This window comes from uncultured Polaribacter sp. (assembly GCF_947503875.1).
Classification (GTDB): Bacteria; Bacteroidota; Bacteroidia; order Flavobacteriales; family Flavobacteriaceae; genus Polaribacter.
The window spans coordinates 257,714-274,382 of record NZ_CANNFH010000003.1 but is presented as its reverse complement, the minus strand read 5'-3'; the positions used below and the strand labels follow the sequence as shown (position 1 = coordinate 274,382).

Here is a 16,669-nt window from a genome sequence, read left to right as displayed (position 1 = left end):
TTTTGGTATAAGTTAACCTTTTAAAATTAAAGGGATCTGTTCTTTGGCACAACAATTGTTTTATTTGGGTAGAAAAGATATAAATATAAATATAAGTATCTGATTTTCAGTATTTTAATAATAATATATACGAGTTGTTTTTTAGTAAAATAAATTGCAATGTCAGTATGACAGATATAAAGCAGATGAGTAAACCAAAAGTAATGAGATTAGACAATTTGTCGTTACAAAATATGATGAATGAAGATTCTGAGTTGATTCCTTTAATGACGCCAGAAGATGAAGAAATTATTAACAACGAAAGTGTACCAGAAACCTTACCTATTTTACCTTTAAGAAACACAGTTTTATTTCCTGGTGTGGTAATACCAATTACTGCAGGTAGAGATAAATCTATTCAGTTAATTAAAGACGCAAATAAAGGTGATAAAGTAATTGGAGTTGTTGCACAAAAAAATGAAGAGGTAGAAGAGCCAACTTTAAAAGACATAAACACCACAGGTGTTGTAGCGCAGATTTTACGTGTTTTAAAGATGCCAGATGGCAACACAACCATTATCATACAAGGTAAAAAACGTTTTGAAATTGATGCAATTATTCAAGACAAACCGTATTTAAAAGCTACTGTAAAAGAGGCAAATGAAGATAAGGTAATTATAGATAAAAAAGAATTTGAAGTAATTATTGAAGGAATTAAAGAGCTAGCATTAGAGGTTATTAAAGAAAACCCAATGTTACCTACAGAAGCATCTTTTGCTATTAAAAATATAAAATCAGATTCTTTTTTAGTAAATTTTATTTCTTCTAATATGGATTTGTCTGTCGCTAAAAAGCAGATAATTTTAGAAGAAGATAATTTAAAAGAACGTGCTTTATTAACGTTAAAAAACTTAAATAAAGAACTACAGAAATTAAAATTACGTAATGATATTCAATCTAAAACTAGAGAAGATTTAGATCAGCAGCAACGCGAGTATTATTTGCATCAACAATTAAAAACCATACAAGAAGAGTTGGGTGGTGTTTCTAACGATCAAGAGTTAGAAGAAATGCGTCAGAAAGGTAAAGCTAAAAAGTGGAACAAAGAAGTTGCTGCAGTTTTTGAAAAAGAATTAGGTCGTTTAAAGCGAATGAATCCGCAAATGGCAGAGTTTGGCGTGCAAAGAAACTATTTAGAGTTAATGCTAGAATTGCCTTGGGGAGAATATACAGAAGATAAATTCGACTTAAAAAGAGGGCAAAAAATATTAGATAGAGATCATTTTGGCTTAGAAAAAGTAAAAGATAGAATTATAGAACATTTGGCTGTTTTAAAGTTAAGAAAAGACATGAAATCGCCAATAATCTGTTTGTATGGACCTCCAGGAGTTGGTAAAACTTCTTTAGGGAAATCTGTAGCAGAGGCTTTAGGACGTAAATATGTGCGCATGTCTTTAGGCGGTTTAAGAGACGAAGCAGAAATTAGAGGCCATAGAAAAACCTATATTGGTGCCATGCCTGGGCGTTTAATTCAGAATTTAAAAAAAGCAGGCAGTTCTAATCCTGTATTTGTTTTAGATGAGATAGATAAGTTAGGGCAAAGCCATCAAGGAGATCCTTCATCTGCTATGTTAGAGGTTTTAGACCCAGAACAAAATGAAGCTTTTTATGACAATTATTTAGAAGTTGGTTACGATTTATCTAAAATACTATTTATTGCAACTGCCAATAACTTAGGTCAAATTCCTTGGGCTTTAAGAGACAGAATGGAAATTATAAATGTTACAGGCTATACTATAGAAGAAAAAGTAGAAATTTCCAAAAGACATTTACTGCCCAAACAATTAAAAGAACACGGTTTAACTACCAAAGATTTAAAGTTAGGTAAAGCACAAATAGAAGCAGTTGTAGAAGGTTATACCAGAGAATCTGGAGTAAGAGGTTTAGAAAAGCAAATAGCCAAAGTAGTGCGTTTTGCTGCAAAATCTATTGCTATGGAACAGGAGTATGAAGTTACTTTAACTACCAAAAAAGTAGAAGAAATTTTAGGAACACCAAGAAATAGAGACAAATACGAGAATAATGGTGTTGCAGGTGTGGTTACAGGCTTAGCTTGGACAAGCGTTGGTGGAGATATTTTATTCATAGAATCTATTTTATCTAAAGGAAAAGGAAGCCTTTCCATTACCGGTAATTTAGGTAAAGTAATGAAAGAATCTGCAACTATAGCCTTAGAATATATTAAAGCAAATGCAGAAGAATTTGGAGTAAATCCACAAGTTTTAGAAAAATATAATGTACATATTCATGTGCCAGAAGGTGCAACACCAAAAGACGGTCCAAGTGCAGGTATTACTATGCTAACCTCTTTAATTTCTTCCTTTACACAACGTAAAGTTAAAAATAAATTGGCCATGACAGGCGAAATCACATTACGTGGAAAAGTATTACCAGTTGGCGGAATTAAAGAAAAAATATTGGCTGCTAAAAGAGCAAATATTAAAGAAATTATTTTGTGTGATGATAATAGAAAAGACATTTTAGAAATTAAAGAAAGCTACTTAAAAGGCCTAACTTTTCATTATGTTACAGATATGAAGCAAGTAATAGAAATTGCACTTACAAAACAGAAAGTGAAAAATGCTAAGAAATTAGTTTAGAATAGAAAGCCTCCAAATATGGAGGCTTTTTTAATAAGTAATTTTAATTTACAAAAGCATTTATTTTTTCCCACAATTCGTTGTCAAAAGAAGAAAGTGCAAAATTAGAATTTTCTGCGGATTCTCCCATTCTAACAATTACTAGTTTTTTGCTAGGTACAACGTATATTTTTTGATCGTTTTTGCCTAATGCACAAAATGTATCTTTTGGTGCATCTGGTATTAAATTACCAGAAAAAGTTTGTTGACTTTGTGGTAAATGAAAAGAAGATTTTCCGTTTAACCACCACAAATAACCATAGGATAAATTAATATTTTGAGAGGTATTTGTAGCTTCTAATAAAAAGGTTTCAGGAATTATTTGAGTGTTTTCCCATTTTCCATTTGCCAAATTTAATAAGCCAAAACGTGCCATACTTCTTGTATTGCTCCAATATACATTAAAGTTGTCAGTTGTTCTCCATCCGCCCGTCATTCCTATTTTATTTTTTAATTTATCATTAAAATAGGTTTCCCAACTTGTTTTGGTGGCTTGTTCTACAATGTCTTGAAGTTTTACATAAACATTATGATAAGCCCATCTTTGATTAGCATCTGCTATGTATTTTAAGTTTTGCGAAGCAACATCATTTCCTAAGCTATCATCTAAACCAGAAGACATAGACAATAAATTTTTAGGAGTTATTAAGTTTTCTTTTTCCAAAGGAATACTTGTCCATTTTTGACCTAAATAATCAGCAACTTTGTTATTAATATTTATAAAGCCTTCTTCTTGTGCAATACCAGTTATTGATGCAGTTAAGGTTTTACCAGCACTTGCCCAGTACCAAAAACGATTTACATTATGGTTGTTAAAATATTCTTCTACTACAATTCTACCATTGTAAAGAATTATAAAACTTTTGGTGTTTTTTTCCTCTAAAAAGTTAAGTAATGGTTCTAGTTGATCAGTATTCCAATTTAAACTTTGGCTAGAGACTTTGTCCCAATTGTCTGCATTTATTGGCGGAAAATAAAGATTATTTAAATTGTTGTTTTCTTGTATTGGTTCTAATTCTACTTCTTTTTCAGAACAAGAAAGCAACATAAAAAAGGCTATCAAAAATATAAAGTTTTTACTTTTCATAAGATCGTTTAGAAGTTAGACAAGGTAAAAATAAAAAGGTTTAAACTCAAGTAATCAAAATGTTAGAAGTATTTTAACCATAGGATATTAGAAAGTAAAAATAATATTTCTATATAAAGTGACTTTATTTTAATAAATTTTGCTTTCAAAAAAAACTTAAAAAAATCTTAAAGTAGAACTATATCTAAACAACCCTTTTCACCTAAATTTTTTAAGAACATTTTTTTGTTAATGTAGAAAAGTTAGTAAACTTTAAAAAACAAAGAAATTATTTCTAAAGAAGAGTTTGAAAATAAAAAAGCACAACTTTTAGCAAGATTCTAAAGTTTATTTTAAGCTATTATATACTATTTTTTTATTCATAAAATTTATATCGATTAAAAATCTATACTCATTCCAAAATAAGGTCTTACTTGGTTGGTTGCAATAAACTTGCCTGCTTCATTTGCTGCAAAAGTCCATTGATAATCTACACCAGCCTCAAAAATTCTTCCTACTTTGTAGGTTACAATTAAATTTGCCAAAGATCTTTCATCTAAACTAAAAGCATCACTTAAATTATTTAAACCAGCTTTTAGGTAAGTACCTCTTGCTTTAAAACGTCCTATTTGTTTGGTTTCTAAATCTAAACTAACAATAGCGCCTCTACTTTCTGGGTCATCTTCATTCAGGTCATCAGGTATTAATAAAGAACCACCAATTTTTACCGTTTTTAAAATCTCTGCACTTAGCGTACCAAATATACCTTGCGCACTTGTTGCAGTTAGCAATTCACGTAATCTTGCATCTTTATTAATTTCATAAGCAAAATTAAAAAGCTGTGGTAAATAATTATCTCCATACCATTGTCTTTCTATTCTGGCATTCATAAAAATTGTGTTTGCAAGAAACCTAAAATCAGTTTCTACACCAACAGCAAAACCTGTTCCAGCATCATAATCTGCTAAAGGATTATCTGCTGCCAATAAATCTATTTTAGAAATTTTAGTGTATTGTGCATCCACTCTTAGGTTTAATAAACTGGTTCTTAAAAGACTCATTCCTAAATCAAAACTATTGGCGCTAACGCCATCTGCACTATATCTAGTTGTTATCTCATCTACACCTTCTTCCTGAAAATCGTCACTATCTGTTACAAAACTCGCACCAATTTCCATCGTTTTTATAATGGGAATGTCAGTAGAGCCAAAAGGCTTTATAAAAGGTCTTAAACCTAACATTTTTGTAGCACCACTAAAATTTAAGTCACTGTAAATAGCTTCTAGACCAAATACTTTTTTGATTAATAGAGATGCACTTGCTCCAACTTTTCTTCTTTCGAAAGAAGTTGCATTCGTGTAATTTCCTATTAAAGAACCAAAACCTAAACGTTCCCCTGTTAAATCTCCAATTTTTACGTAAACAGGATCTGTATTTTTATTTCCATATCTAAGAAAGCGAATCATTCTTAGTGCTCCTGCACCTTGCTCAAATTCTTCTTTTCTTATTTGGCCACTTTCTAAGTCAAAAAGTATGGGAATGTCTAGTCCTAAGCCAAATTTACCAAAACTAAATTCTGGTTGAATTCTCATTCCAAAGAAATTCTGACCATCAATATTTGTTAAACCAATGTTGGCATTAAATGCATTGTTCCCATCAAATGCACTTTTAAAGGCACTTTCTATAGGATCATCTTGAGCTTGTAAAAATTGAATGCTTGCAATTGTAATAAATAATAGTAAAGTAATTTTTTTCATAATAGTTTATTTTTTTTTTGCAATTTATACTTTATTCTAAAAAAATAAGGTACTTAATTCAAATTTTTATTTGTTATTGGTTTACAATCGTACTATTTAAATATTGGTCAGTATTCAAAAAAAATATTAAAATCATTATCTTTGATTGCTAAATCTTGTATTAATGAAAAAAGTACTTACCATTTTATTTTTCGCATTCTTTGTTTTTGCTTGTCAACAAAAAGAAGAAAAACAAAAGCAACCATCAATAGTTTTTAGAAAATATAATGAAACTGCTGATTTAGAAAAACAGCAAAGTCATAAAAGCGGTAGAATGCAGTTTAAGCTATTTCAATCTAAAGTATTAGATTTAAATGCTGTTTTTAAACCTTTTGAAGAAGATTTGGCTTATTTTTCTGAGGAAGATTACAATGCTTTAAAACCACTTATTTTAGAGCAAAATATTCCATCAATTCAAAAAAATATTACAGCAGGTAAATTGAATTACGAGAAACTTACATTGTTTTATTTATACCGAATTCGAAAGTTTGAAAGTGATTCTACAAAGTCTTTAAATAGTATTATTACCTTAAATCCAGATGTTTTAAAAGAAGCAAGAGTAAAAGATAAGTATAGAAATTTAACTTCAGATTTTTCTATTTATGGTATGCCAATTTTATTGAAAGATAATATTAATACCAATAATATGCCAACTACAGCAGGTGCAATTGCTTTAACAGAAAATAAAAACACAAAAGATGCATTTATAGTAGAGAAGTTAAAAGAAAATGGCGCTTTAATTATAGGGAAAGTGAATTTAAGTGAATGGGCTTACTTTTTCTGTTCTGGCTGTCCTTTAGGGTATTCTGCAATTGGTGGGCAAACTTTAAACCCGTATGGAAGAGGTGAATTTGAAACAGGTGGAAGTTCTGCAGGAAGTGGTGTAACTGTTGCAGCAAATTTTGCAGTTGCAGCTGTTGGTACAGAAACTGCGGGTTCTATTACATCGCCATCAAGTCAGAATTCTGTTGTTGGTTTAAAACCAACTATTGGTGTTTTTAGTAGAACTGGTATTGTACCTATTTCCTCTACTTTAGATACACCAGGGCCAATGACTAAAAATGTTATTGATAATGCTATTTTTATGAATGCAATGCGTGGTTTTGATAAAAACGATGTAGCTTCAAAAGAAATAAAAGACGATTATTTTAAAAATGGGTTTAATAACGATTTTGGTAAAATAAAATTAGGTGTTTTAAAGCCATTGTTAGGCGATTCAATATACAGTGCAGCTATTGATAAATTGAGAAAAGTAGGAGTGGAGCTTGTAGAAGTTACGCCTCCAAATATTTCATTCAATGGTTTTGTAACCCTTTTAAATATTGATATGAAACACGATTTACCTAAATATTTAGAAAACAATGCAGCTAAAAATATTGCTTTAAAATCTGTAAAAGATGTGGTTGATTTTAATTTAAAAGATTCAATTTTAAGAGCACCTTATGGTCAACAATTATTTGACGGAATTGTGGCAGACCAAACTACATTGGAAGAGCTAGCAGTAATAAAAGAAAATCTAAGCAAAGAGAGTAAAAATTATTTTAGAGCTTTACAAGAAGAAAATTTAGACGCTATTTTATCTATTAACAATTATCATTCTGGTTTTGCAGCTACAGCCAAATACCCAACATTAACAGTGCCTATGGGTTATAAAACCTCTGGAGAGCCTGTAAGTTTAACTTTTGTAGGTACTCCTTTTTCTGAAAGAAAATTGTTAGAAATTGGTTTTGCTTTTGAGCAGTTAACCAAGGTTAGAAAAATGCCTAAAAACTATCGTTAATACTATTTATCTATAATTTTAAAGTAGTATTTTTGCATTCGTTTAAAAACGAATTAAAATCACGATTTCATATTCTGCTAATGGCAATTGCTAAAGGCAAAAAGCTTTTTATATGCGCACAAAAACCATCAAAAAAAATAAGATAAACGTTGTAACTTTAGGTTGCTCTAAAAACATTTACGATAGTGAAGTTTTAATGGGGCAATTGAAAGCAAACGGAAAAGAAGTAGTTCATGAAGATGAAAATGATGATGGAAATATTGTTGTTATTAATACGTGTGGATTTATAGGCAAAGCCAAAGAAGAATCTATAGATACTATTTTGCATTACGCACAAAGAAAAGAAGCAGGCGAAATAGATAAAGTTTTTGTTTCTGGTTGTTTAAGTGAGCGTTACAAACCAGATTTAGAGGCAGAAATTAAAAACGTAGATCAGTACTTTGGTACGCACGATTTACCAAATTTATTGCAAGCTTTAGAAGCAGATTACAAACACGAATTAATTGGAGAACGTTTAACTACTACACCAAAACATTATGCATATTTAAAAATTGCAGAAGGTTGTGATAGGCCTTGTTCTTTTTGTGCCATTCCTTTAATGCGTGGTAAACACAGGTCTACACCAATAGAAGATATTATAACTGAAGCAGAAAAGTTAGCAGCAAAAGGCATTAAAGAAATCATGCTAATTGCACAAGATTTAACGTATTATGGTTTAGATATTTACAAGAAACGTGCTTTAGCAGATTTATTAGTTGCCTTAACAAAAGTAGACGGAATTGAGTGGATTAGAATGCATTATGCTTTCCCAACAGGTTTTCCTATGGATGTTTTAGACGTAATGAAAAGCGAACCAAAAGTGTGTAATTATTTAGATATTCCTTTACAACACATTAATACAGAGTTGTTAAAGTCGATGAAAAGAGGAACAACACACGAAAAAACCACAGCTTTAATACATAAATTTAGAGAAAAAGTGCCAGAAATGGCAATTAGAACCACTTTAATTGTGGGTTATCCTGGAGAAACAGAAGAAATGTTTCAAGAGTTAAAAGATTGGGTAGAAGAAATGCGTTTTGAACGTTTGGGTGCTTTTGAATATTCTCATGAAGAAAATACAGGCGCTTACGTTTTAGAAGATGATGTACCTGCAGAGGTGAAGTTTAAGCGTGTAAACGAAATTATGGAAGTACAATCTCAAATTTCTTGGGAATTGAATCAGCAGAAAATAGGGAAGACCTTTAAATGCTTGTTTGATAGAAAAGATGGCGAGTTTTTCTACGGAAGAACAGAATCAGATTCGCCAGATGTAGATAATGATGTTTTGGTTGATGCCAAAGAACACTACATAAAAATTGGCGAGTTTATAGATGTAAAAATACACGAAGCAGGTGATTACGATTTGTATGGAACACCTGTTAAAAAACAAGAAAAACCAGTTCCTTTACATCAAAAAAGGAAGTAAATAGACCAAAAAATCCTACTTATTGTAGGATTTTTTTATACCTAAAATTGCATGAAGAAAACATATTTTAATTGGAGCACAGGTAAAGATTCTGCTTTGGCATTGTATAAAATGATGCAAGATAAAAAGTACAATGTAGATTTATTAGTTACCACTGTAAATACAGATTATAAAAGGGTTTCTATGCATGGTTTGCGAATAGATTTGTTGGTTGCACAAACAAAAGCGATTGGAATTCCTTTAAAAAAGATAGAATTTCCTGCAAATGTTTCTATGGAATCGTATTCTAAAACTATGAAAATAGCAATGGATTCTTTGGTTGATAAGAAATATACAAACGCTGTTTTTGGCGATATTTTTTTAGAAGATTTAAAAAAGTATAGAGATACTAAATTAAAAGAGGTTGGTATTAAAGGTGTTTATCCGCTTTGGAAAAAGGATACCAAAGCAATTTTAAAAGAGTTTTTAGCATTAGGATTTAAAGCAATTACAGTTTGTGTAAATGCAAAATTGTTAGGTGAAGAATTTGTTGGTAGAATTATAGACGAACAATTTATAAAGGATTTACCTGAAAATGTAGATGTTTGTGGAGAAAATGGAGAGTTTCATACGTTTGTTTTTGATGGCCCAATTTTTAAAAATCCAATAGATTTTAAAATAGGAGAAAAAACATTGCGTTCTTATGAGGTAAAAGATGATGATGGAGATACTTGTAATACTTCTAATGATGATAACAAAAATTACGACACCAGTTTTTGGTATTGTGATTTGTTGTTGAAGTAGTTTTTAGCGTTTTTTTTAAATTACAGCGTAAGAAGAATTAATCTTAACAAGATTATATATTTCTTTTGTCCATTAGATTAATCTAACACTTTTCATTTCTACGTAAGAAGAAATCTCATAAAGAGCAAAAAGGTAATTAACTAATAAATGGATTTCTTTTACAACAGTAGGCGCGTTAGGGATAGAACGACCTGTTTGAGCTCTCCCGCTTTTAGCGGGAAGCGAGTAGTGATAGCCCGTTAAAACGCCGAAATAAAAATATTATTTCAATTTATCTGAATTTAATAAAAAAACAGCATTTGCCATAAATAACTTTCCATTTTCCCAGAAAGATCTAAATAACGGATTGTCAACCATATACACAATACTGCCTCTTCCCATGGTTTGCTCGCCAATTAGTAAAGATTCTGGCACATTTTTTACGGCTTTACTACCTGCATAACCAGATATGTTTTTGGTGTTTTTATCGAAAAAACCAACGTTGTAACCATTGTTTAAATAACGGTATGTGGTGCTGCTAAGTTTTAAAGAAAAATAGTTTTTTTGATAACCAAAAGCCAGCGGATGTGTGTTGTCTAAGGTACTTTTAAAAATACTTCCTGTAATTAAATTGGCTACATTTTCTCTTTCTCTATCTGCATAAGGCGTTAAATTATTGTTTTGCTTTTGGTTTTCTGGTGTTTTTGTTTTTAGACTAAAACCGCTTTTATTGGCAAAAGAATTTAATGCATTGCCAATAGCAATTACGGTTCCTCCAGCGCGTGTAAATTTTTTAAGTTTGTCTAATCCAGCTGTATTTAAGATACTGCTATAAGAACCACTTGGCAGAATTAAAACATCGTATGTATTTAAATTAGTAGTACTAAAATTGGTTGAATTTATATTGCTAATTGGGTATTTTAATTGTGTTTCAAAGAAATGCCAAACTTCGCCAAAGCTTAAAGAAGAAGTTGCTTTACCAGAAATTACTGCAATTTTTTGTCTGTTTATTGGTTTTACAGAAGAAGATCCAAAATCTAGACCTTTATCTACAAAACCAGTGGTAACAGTCGTTAATTGACGATTGTTTTTATTGGCAATTTCAATTAATTTGTTGTCAAAATCGGTTGTTTTATTGTCATTTCTTAAAATGATTAAACTACCGCTTTTAAATTTTTTGCCGTTTATAGTAAATGCTTTTTCGGCAAATCTTGGTACAATATTTTGTTGTAATAATGCGCCTAAAAAAGTGGCATCGTTTACACTATTCCATTTAGAAATGTAAGCATAACTGCTTTTGTTAATGGTATTGTTAACTGTAGTTTTGTTGTTTTGGTAAGCAGAGTTTACTTTGGTTTTTGATGCTATTGCTAGTAAACCATGTGCATAAGGTAAAGACCAAGCAGTAATATCATAAGTTAAAGAATCTACTAATTTTGCTTTGGGTTCAAACAAAACTTTTACCATTTTACCTTTAGGTTGGTTTGTATGTACTACAAAATCATTCTCAGTAACATTTAATTTAGACTCTTTTTGCGTTGCATAATTGTAGCCTTTAACGGTTCCTGTTTTGGTGTTTTCGTACTTTATTTCGTGTAAATCTAGCAATGCTTTTAAACGGTTGGTTTTATCTTGATTGTCATTTTTTAAAACATAACTTTTGTATGGTAAGCTATTATTATTATTATTAAAGTACTTTTGAAACTCGCTATTTAATTTTTCTGCATTTTTAGATGAAATTTCTACGGTAGATAAACCTGTGGTGGTATGGTGTAAAGCTCTATCTTTTAAGGTTAAAATTTCACCTTCGTCTGTTGCGATTCCTAAACCAGCTCTTCCATGGCCAGCTTGTTCATAAGTCATACCAATTGCACCCATATATGTTGGGTAGGTATCACCATAACTTGGGTACAATAAATCGAAACTTTCTTTTGTAAAATACAACCAACCTTCTTTATCGAAATATTTAGCATGGTTTTTACCAATTTGGGTTTGAAAACTGCGTTGCCAATCAGAAATAATTTCATGAAAAGGTGCTGCTGCTGGGGCAAAATAATAAGGATTGTTAATACCTTGCTCATGAAAATCTACATGGACATGAGGCATCCATTTGTTATACATTTTAATTCTTTGCGCAGATTCTACTTGTGTTGCCCATGCCCAATCTCTATTTAAATCGAATAAAAAATGGTTTGGTCTTCCACTTGGCCAAGGTTCTTTATGTTCTTTGGCATTTTGATCTATATTAAAAGGTGTACTTTTTACTTGATTGTACCAATTTACATAACGATCTCTACCATCTGGATTTACACAAGGATCTATAATTACAATCGTATTTTTTAACCATTTTTTTTTGTTGGTTACCAATTCGTAAAGCGTTGTCATTGCAGCTTCTGTGCTAGAAGCTTCATTACCATGTACATTATAACTTAACCAAACAATGGCTTTGTTATTGGTTTTGTTTCCATTGATAATGCCTGTTTGCGCTAAATTATTTTTTCTAATTTCTTCTAAATTGGTTATGTTTTCTGGTGAAGAAATATAGCTTAAATATAAAGGTCTGTGCTCGTTAGTTTCTCCGTATTTTTCTAATTTCACATTGCTTAACGTTTTAGAAACATACGTAAAATAGTCTACTACTTGGTGATGTCTTGTAAAACGAGAACCAATTTCATAGCCTAAAAATGCTGATGGCGTTTGAATTTGTTGTGCAAAAAAAGATGGGATAGAGAAGGCGAGAACTAGGAGAATAGTACTTATTTTCATACGATTTTTTGAAATTAAGACTCAAAAATAAGCAAATTAATTTGGTTTGTTAAAGTGAATATTAGTAAACCTGTTAAAAGTTTGTTAGATTGATTTCAGCTTTGCGACTACCCGTAAAATAATTGTACTTTTAACAAAAATTATTGTAAAATGAACGACGTTGATTGTTGTATGAATTGTGTTATAATATTGTAAGTTGATGAAAGTAACACAAATACCTTTTAAAACTACTGGTTTTTTCTCTAAAACTATGGTAGATTATTTAGAGCAAAAAGAGCGCACACAAGATTTTTACAATAATTTTCCAGATATTTCTGGTTTTTACAATCAAATTGAAGAAAAAGAAAACGCTTACCGTTTACAATCTCGTTTGGTTTTAGCAGATGCTTTAGAGAACCAATACAAAGGTTTTACTATTGCCGAAAAAACTGCTGAAAATATTACCATTTTAAAGCAAAAAAATACATTTACAGTTACTACAGGTCATCAATTAAACTTATTTACTGGACCTTTATATTTCTTATACAAAATTATTGCTGCTATTAATTTGGCAGAAGAATTATCTGAAAAATTTCCAGAGAAAAATTTTGTGCCTGTGTATTGGATGGCTACAGAAGATCATGATTTTGAGGAAATTAATTATTTTAATTTTCAGGGTAAAAAAGTATTGTGGAATCGTGAAGATGGTGGAGCAGTAGGTCGTTTTTCTACAGAAGGATTAGCAGATGTTTTTGAGGTTTTTGCAAATCAGTTGGGCAACACTAAAAATGCCCAATTTATTAAGCAATTGTTTGCTGATGGTTATTTAAAACACAACAATTTAGCAGATGCCACGCGTTTTATAGCAAATGAATTGTTTGCTGAATTTGGTTTGGTAATTGTAGATGGCGATGATGCGAAACTGAAAGAATTATTTATTCCGTTTGTAAAAGATGAATTGGAGAATAATACTTCTTTAAACGAAGTTTCTAAAACTATAGAAAAATTAGAAAAAAACTACAAAGTACAAGTAAACCCTAGAGAAATTAACTTGTTTTATTTGAGTGAAAATTTGAGAGAACGCATAGTTTTTGAAGACGGAATTTACAAAGTAAATAATACAACAATTACTTTTTCTAAAAGTGAAATTTTAAAAGAGGTTGAAGAAAATCCGTTGGCTTTTTCGCCAAATGTAATTATGAGACCTTTGTACCAAGAAGTTATTTTACCTAATCTTTGTTATATTGGTGGAGGAGGAGAAATGGCTTATTGGTTTGAGTTGAAAGCTTATTTTAACAAAGTAAATGTTCCTTTTCCTATTTTGTTATTGCGAAACTCTGTGCAAGTTTTAGCGGAGAAACAACAAAAGAAGTTAGATAATTTAGATATTTCTCATGAAGAAATGTTTTTAAAACAACACAAATTACTTTCTAAGAAAGTGATAGAAAATTCTGATTTAAAAGTAAATTTTGATGAGAAAATTAAAGCTTTACAAAAGCAATTTGCAGAATTAAAAACGGTTGCAGAAAAAACAGATGTTTCTTTTATTGGAGCAGTAAAAGCACAAGAAGTAAAACAAATTAAAGGTTTACAAAATCTTCAAAAAAGATTGATAAGAGCAGAAAAAAGAAGACAAAACGATTTGGTGGAAAGAATTACAATACTTCAAAATGAAATTTTGCCAAACCAAAGCTTAGAAGAAAGACAGCGTAATTTTTCTGAATATTATTTAGAATACGGAAGTTCTTTTATAAAAGCGTTAAAAGCATCTTTGAAACCACTAGATTTGCAGTTCACTATTGTAGAGTTGTAGTAAATTCTAGAAGTTCTCTAATTTAGTTTACTTTATTTTTTGCCATTTTTAATTGACCTTTTTTAAGTCTTTTGTCTATGCTTAAAATAAACTTATGAGAAATCTCATAATTAATTATCAAAAAACATGAAAGACAAAGGATTACATCCCAAAAATAAATTCAATAAAGGTTATAATTTTGAAGAGTTGGTTGCCACAAATTCAAACTTAAAATCTTTTATTATTGAAAATAAACATGGCAATCAAACCATAGATTTTTCTGACCCAAAAGCGGTAAAAGAACTAAACAAAGCCTTACTGTTTTCTTATGATAAAATTTCTATTTGGGATTTTCCTGATGAAAACTTATGTCCACCAATTCCTGGAAGATTGGATTATATGCATCATTTAGCAGATTTAATACAAGAAAAAGAAAAGGCAACTGTGTTAGATATTGGCACAGGAGCAACCGCAATTTATCCGCTTTTAGGAATTGTAGAATACAACTGGAATTTTGTGGCAACCGACATTGATCTAGATGCTTTAGATACTGCACAAGATATTATAGATGATAATAATTTTACAGATAAAGTTACACTTCGTCAGCAATTTGATGAGCAAAATATTTTAAAAGGAATTATAGAAGAAGCAGATGCTTTTGATGTGGTCATGTGCAATCCACCTTTTTATAAATCAGCAGAAGAAGCCCAAGGTGCAAACAGAAGAAAAACGAGAAACTTAGGCAATAATGCTGTTCGAAATTTTTCTGGGAATAATAATGAGCTTTGGTATGTAGGAGGAGAAAAAGCTTTTTTGCATAACTATTTGTATGAAAGTTCTTTGTTTAAAGAAAAAAGTACTTGGTTTACAAGTTTGGTTTCAAAGAAAGAAAATGTAGAAAGTTTACAAAAATCAGCTACTAAATTAGGCGCCAAAGAATTTAAAGTAATTCCTATGCAGCAAGGGAATAAAGTTACTAGAATTGCTTGTTGGCAGTTTTAATTTCCTTCTTAATTTTCTCAAAATCACCTTTGTCTTTTAGGCATTTCCCCAAAGGAGAAAGTTGAGCAAGATTACCTATTTATATTATTGGAAATAATGTCAAAAGTGGTGGGTTTAATTTGTGAAATCTAAGTCTTTTAAAAATTAACGCTGCCAGTCTTTGTGTTTTTCTCTGCGAATCTCTGTGAAATAATCAATTGAAAACTACATCTTCAATTTTATACTTTTTACAAATAAAATGAAGAATTGTATACACTAACATGTGCACAAAAACCAAACAAATAAAAGCATATAAAGGCACACCAAAAAGCTGATAAGGCCAATAATACGTCCAAACTCCAAGATAAATGGTAATAACTTCGCCAAAAGCAGGTAAAATTAAAGCCAATAAAATAGCAAGTATAATTTTATTTTTCTGAGACGGATTTTTCAATAACGGAATCAACTTTCCTTCTAGCTTATACAGGTAATGAAAAGCCAATATCCAAGCAAATGGCAACCATAAAGGCAATGCTCTAGAAACTGCATGATATTCCCAATAGCCATTGGCAACACCCCAAGTTTCTCCTACAACACCACCAAAACAAGTAAGCAACATACCCGCTAATAACAACCAGTTTTTTTGCGTTGGTTTGTAAATATCTTTATATAAGTTGTGTAGAATTTTTAAAAACAGGAGCAAAGCAATCCAAAAATCATATTCTTTGAAGTAGCCAATAAAACCACCTGCAATAACTAATTTTAAAAGTCCTTTTAGAAACTCAATAAAGAACTTCTTTTTATTAGTGATCAAAATTTTGGGATTCTTTCATTAATTTTTGATATTTCTTTTCATATATATTATAAGTGATGTAATATGTTAGTAAGAAATAAATACAAAATATAGAAACAAATTTAAATAGAAATTGTAAACTTAAAAAACCGCTAAAACTTTCTAAAGCTTGAAAAATAAAACTAAAAGGAACTGCAAAATATAAAGTTTGTAAGACTGCATATTTAAGTCTGTTTTCTCTTTTAGGCTCCCAGTATTTTAGCAAACCATCATTTTTCTTTTTGTAGTAATCTTTAGAATTCATTTTTTTATTTTAAAGTTCAAATATAAAAAAAACCGAAGTAAAAACTTCGGTTTCAATTTTATAAAACTAATATTTCTTATAAATTAGGAATTACTAATTCTTGACCAGGATGAATTACATCTGGGTTTTTAAGAACATCTGTGTTTGCTTCAAAAACTTCTTTATATTTCATTGCGTTTCCAAAGTAGTGTTTTGCAATTCCACCTAAAGTTTCTCCTTTAGCAACAGTATGGTTTGCGTAAACAGATTCATCTTCAACGTTAATATTTGCTATAATATCTGTAGGGTTTTCGCCACCTACTTTTTTAATTTCGTCCCATAAAAGATTTTTTTCATAAGGTGTTTTTGCAGTTCCTGTTAAATGTAAAACACCATTTTCTTCTTTTACATCTCCATTTTTAATCGCTAATTCTTCTCCAAGACTTAATACGCTTTGATATTTTGCTTTCATTTTAATTTTTAGTTTTTTTGATTATTACTTTATTCTGACTTTAATATACAAAAAAA

At 30.4% G+C, this 16,669-nt stretch carries 12 protein-coding genes; 6 read left to right on the top strand and 6 right to left on the bottom strand.

Annotated elements, in window-relative coordinates:
* The first annotated feature begins 167 nt into the window (after positions 1-167).
* Positions 168-2,639 carry an endopeptidase La gene (gene lon / locus Q0684_RS06230; protein ID WP_299013887.1) on the top strand — a complete coding sequence of 824 codons (2,472 nt, stop codon included), beginning with the start codon at positions 168-170 and terminating at the stop codon, positions 2,637-2,639.
* Between the two features lie 43 nt (positions 2,640-2,682).
* On the opposite strand, the gene Q0684_RS06225 is transcribed toward lon, so the two are convergent.
* Positions 2,683-3,765 carry a serine hydrolase gene (locus Q0684_RS06225; RefSeq protein ID WP_299013885.1) on the bottom strand — a complete coding sequence of 361 codons (1,083 nt, stop codon included), beginning with the start codon at positions 3,763-3,765 and terminating at the stop codon, positions 2,683-2,685.
* Positions 3,766-4,142: 377 nt separating this feature from the next.
* On the bottom strand, positions 4,143-5,501 hold the full coding sequence (locus Q0684_RS06220) for a hypothetical protein (protein WP_299013883.1): 1,359 nt from the start codon (positions 5,499-5,501) through the stop codon (positions 4,143-4,145).
* A 163-nt stretch (positions 5,502-5,664) separates the two neighbouring features.
* Here Q0684_RS06220 and Q0684_RS06215 point away from each other — a divergent pair, with 163 nt between their 5' ends.
* The 3 genes from Q0684_RS06215 (at position 5,665) to Q0684_RS06205 (ending at position 9,568) form a co-directional block, all read left to right on the top strand.
* Complete coding sequence (locus tag Q0684_RS06215) at positions 5,665-7,320, top strand: amidase family protein (protein ID WP_299013881.1); 1,656 nt, start codon at positions 5,665-5,667, stop codon at positions 7,318-7,320.
* A 112-nt stretch (positions 7,321-7,432) separates the two neighbouring features.
* The gene (gene rimO, locus Q0684_RS06210) at positions 7,433-8,785 is read left to right on the top strand and encodes a 30S ribosomal protein S12 methylthiotransferase RimO (protein WP_299013879.1); all 1,353 of its coding nucleotides are present in this window, start codon (positions 7,433-7,435) and stop codon (positions 8,783-8,785) included.
* Between the two features lie 51 nt (positions 8,786-8,836).
* Complete coding sequence (locus tag Q0684_RS06205) at positions 8,837-9,568, top strand: diphthine--ammonia ligase (RefSeq protein ID WP_299013875.1); 732 nt, start codon at positions 8,837-8,839, stop codon at positions 9,566-9,568.
* A gap of 261 nt (positions 9,569-9,829) precedes the next feature.
* On the opposite strand, the gene Q0684_RS06200 is transcribed toward Q0684_RS06205, so the two are convergent.
* On the bottom strand, positions 9,830-12,313 hold the full coding sequence (locus Q0684_RS06200) for a M14 metallopeptidase family protein (RefSeq protein WP_299013872.1): 2,484 nt from the start codon (positions 12,311-12,313) through the stop codon (positions 9,830-9,832).
* A 199-nt stretch (positions 12,314-12,512) separates the two neighbouring features.
* Between Q0684_RS06200 and bshC the strand changes: the two genes are divergently transcribed.
* Together bshC and rlmF are read left to right on the top strand one after the other, a co-directional pair.
* Complete coding sequence (gene bshC / locus Q0684_RS06195) at positions 12,513-14,105, top strand: bacillithiol biosynthesis cysteine-adding enzyme BshC (protein WP_299013869.1); 1,593 nt, start codon at positions 12,513-12,515, stop codon at positions 14,103-14,105.
* 126 nt (positions 14,106-14,231) lie between these two features.
* Positions 14,232-15,086: a 23S rRNA (adenine(1618)-N(6))-methyltransferase RlmF gene (gene rlmF / locus Q0684_RS06190; protein WP_299013867.1), complete on the top strand. Its 855-nt coding sequence runs from the start codon at positions 14,232-14,234 to the stop codon at positions 15,084-15,086.
* A 193-nt stretch (positions 15,087-15,279) separates the two neighbouring features.
* On the opposite strand, the gene Q0684_RS06185 is transcribed toward rlmF, so the two are convergent.
* The 3 genes from Q0684_RS06185 to Q0684_RS06175 all read right to left on the bottom strand — a co-directional run bounded on the left by Q0684_RS06185 (position 15,280) and on the right by Q0684_RS06175 (position 16,613).
* Entirely contained in the window at positions 15,280-15,879 is a 600-nt protein-coding gene (locus Q0684_RS06185; RefSeq protein WP_299013865.1) for a hypothetical protein, read from the bottom strand.
* Positions 15,869-16,162 carry a hypothetical protein gene (locus tag Q0684_RS06180; RefSeq protein WP_299013863.1) on the bottom strand — a complete coding sequence of 98 codons (294 nt, stop codon included), beginning with the start codon at positions 16,160-16,162 and terminating at the stop codon, positions 15,869-15,871. Before Q0684_RS06180 ends, Q0684_RS06185 begins: the two co-directional genes overlap by 11 nt.
* A gap of 76 nt (positions 16,163-16,238) precedes the next feature.
* The gene (locus Q0684_RS06175) at positions 16,239-16,613 is read right to left on the bottom strand and encodes a LysM peptidoglycan-binding domain-containing protein (RefSeq protein WP_299013861.1); all 375 of its coding nucleotides are present in this window, start codon (positions 16,611-16,613) and stop codon (positions 16,239-16,241) included.
* Between the last annotated feature and the right edge of the window lie 56 nt (positions 16,614-16,669).

What these genes read in the sequence shown, in the direction of transcription:
- Q0684_RS06225 (WP_299013885.1), bottom strand. Translation starts at nt 3,765, where the DNA reads ATGAAAAGTAAAAACTTTATATTTTTGATAGCCTTTTTTATGTTGCTT.
- bshC (WP_299013869.1), top strand. Translation starts at nt 12,513, where the DNA reads ATGAAAGTAACACAAATACCTTTTAAAACTACTGGTTTTTTCTCTAAA.
- Q0684_RS06180 (WP_299013863.1), bottom strand. Translation starts at nt 16,162, where the DNA reads ATGAATTCTAAAGATTACTACAAAAAGAAAAATGATGGTTTGCTAAAA.
- rlmF (WP_299013867.1), top strand. Translation starts at nt 14,232, where the DNA reads ATGAAAGACAAAGGATTACATCCCAAAAATAAATTCAATAAAGGTTAT.
- Q0684_RS06200 (WP_299013872.1), bottom strand. Translation starts at nt 12,313, where the DNA reads ATGAAAATAAGTACTATTCTCCTAGTTCTCGCCTTCTCTATCCCATCT.
- Q0684_RS06205 (WP_299013875.1), top strand. Translation starts at nt 8,837, where the DNA reads ATGAAGAAAACATATTTTAATTGGAGCACAGGTAAAGATTCTGCTTTG.
- lon (WP_299013887.1), top strand. Translation starts at nt 168, where the DNA reads ATGACAGATATAAAGCAGATGAGTAAACCAAAAGTAATGAGATTAGAC.
- Q0684_RS06175 (WP_299013861.1), bottom strand. Translation starts at nt 16,613, where the DNA reads ATGAAAGCAAAATATCAAAGCGTATTAAGTCTTGGAGAAGAATTAGCG.
- Q0684_RS06215 (WP_299013881.1), top strand. Translation starts at nt 5,665, where the DNA reads ATGAAAAAAGTACTTACCATTTTATTTTTCGCATTCTTTGTTTTTGCT.
- Q0684_RS06220 (WP_299013883.1), bottom strand. Translation starts at nt 5,501, where the DNA reads ATGAAAAAAATTACTTTACTATTATTTATTACAATTGCAAGCATTCAA.
- rimO (WP_299013879.1), top strand. Translation starts at nt 7,433, where the DNA reads ATGCGCACAAAAACCATCAAAAAAAATAAGATAAACGTTGTAACTTTA.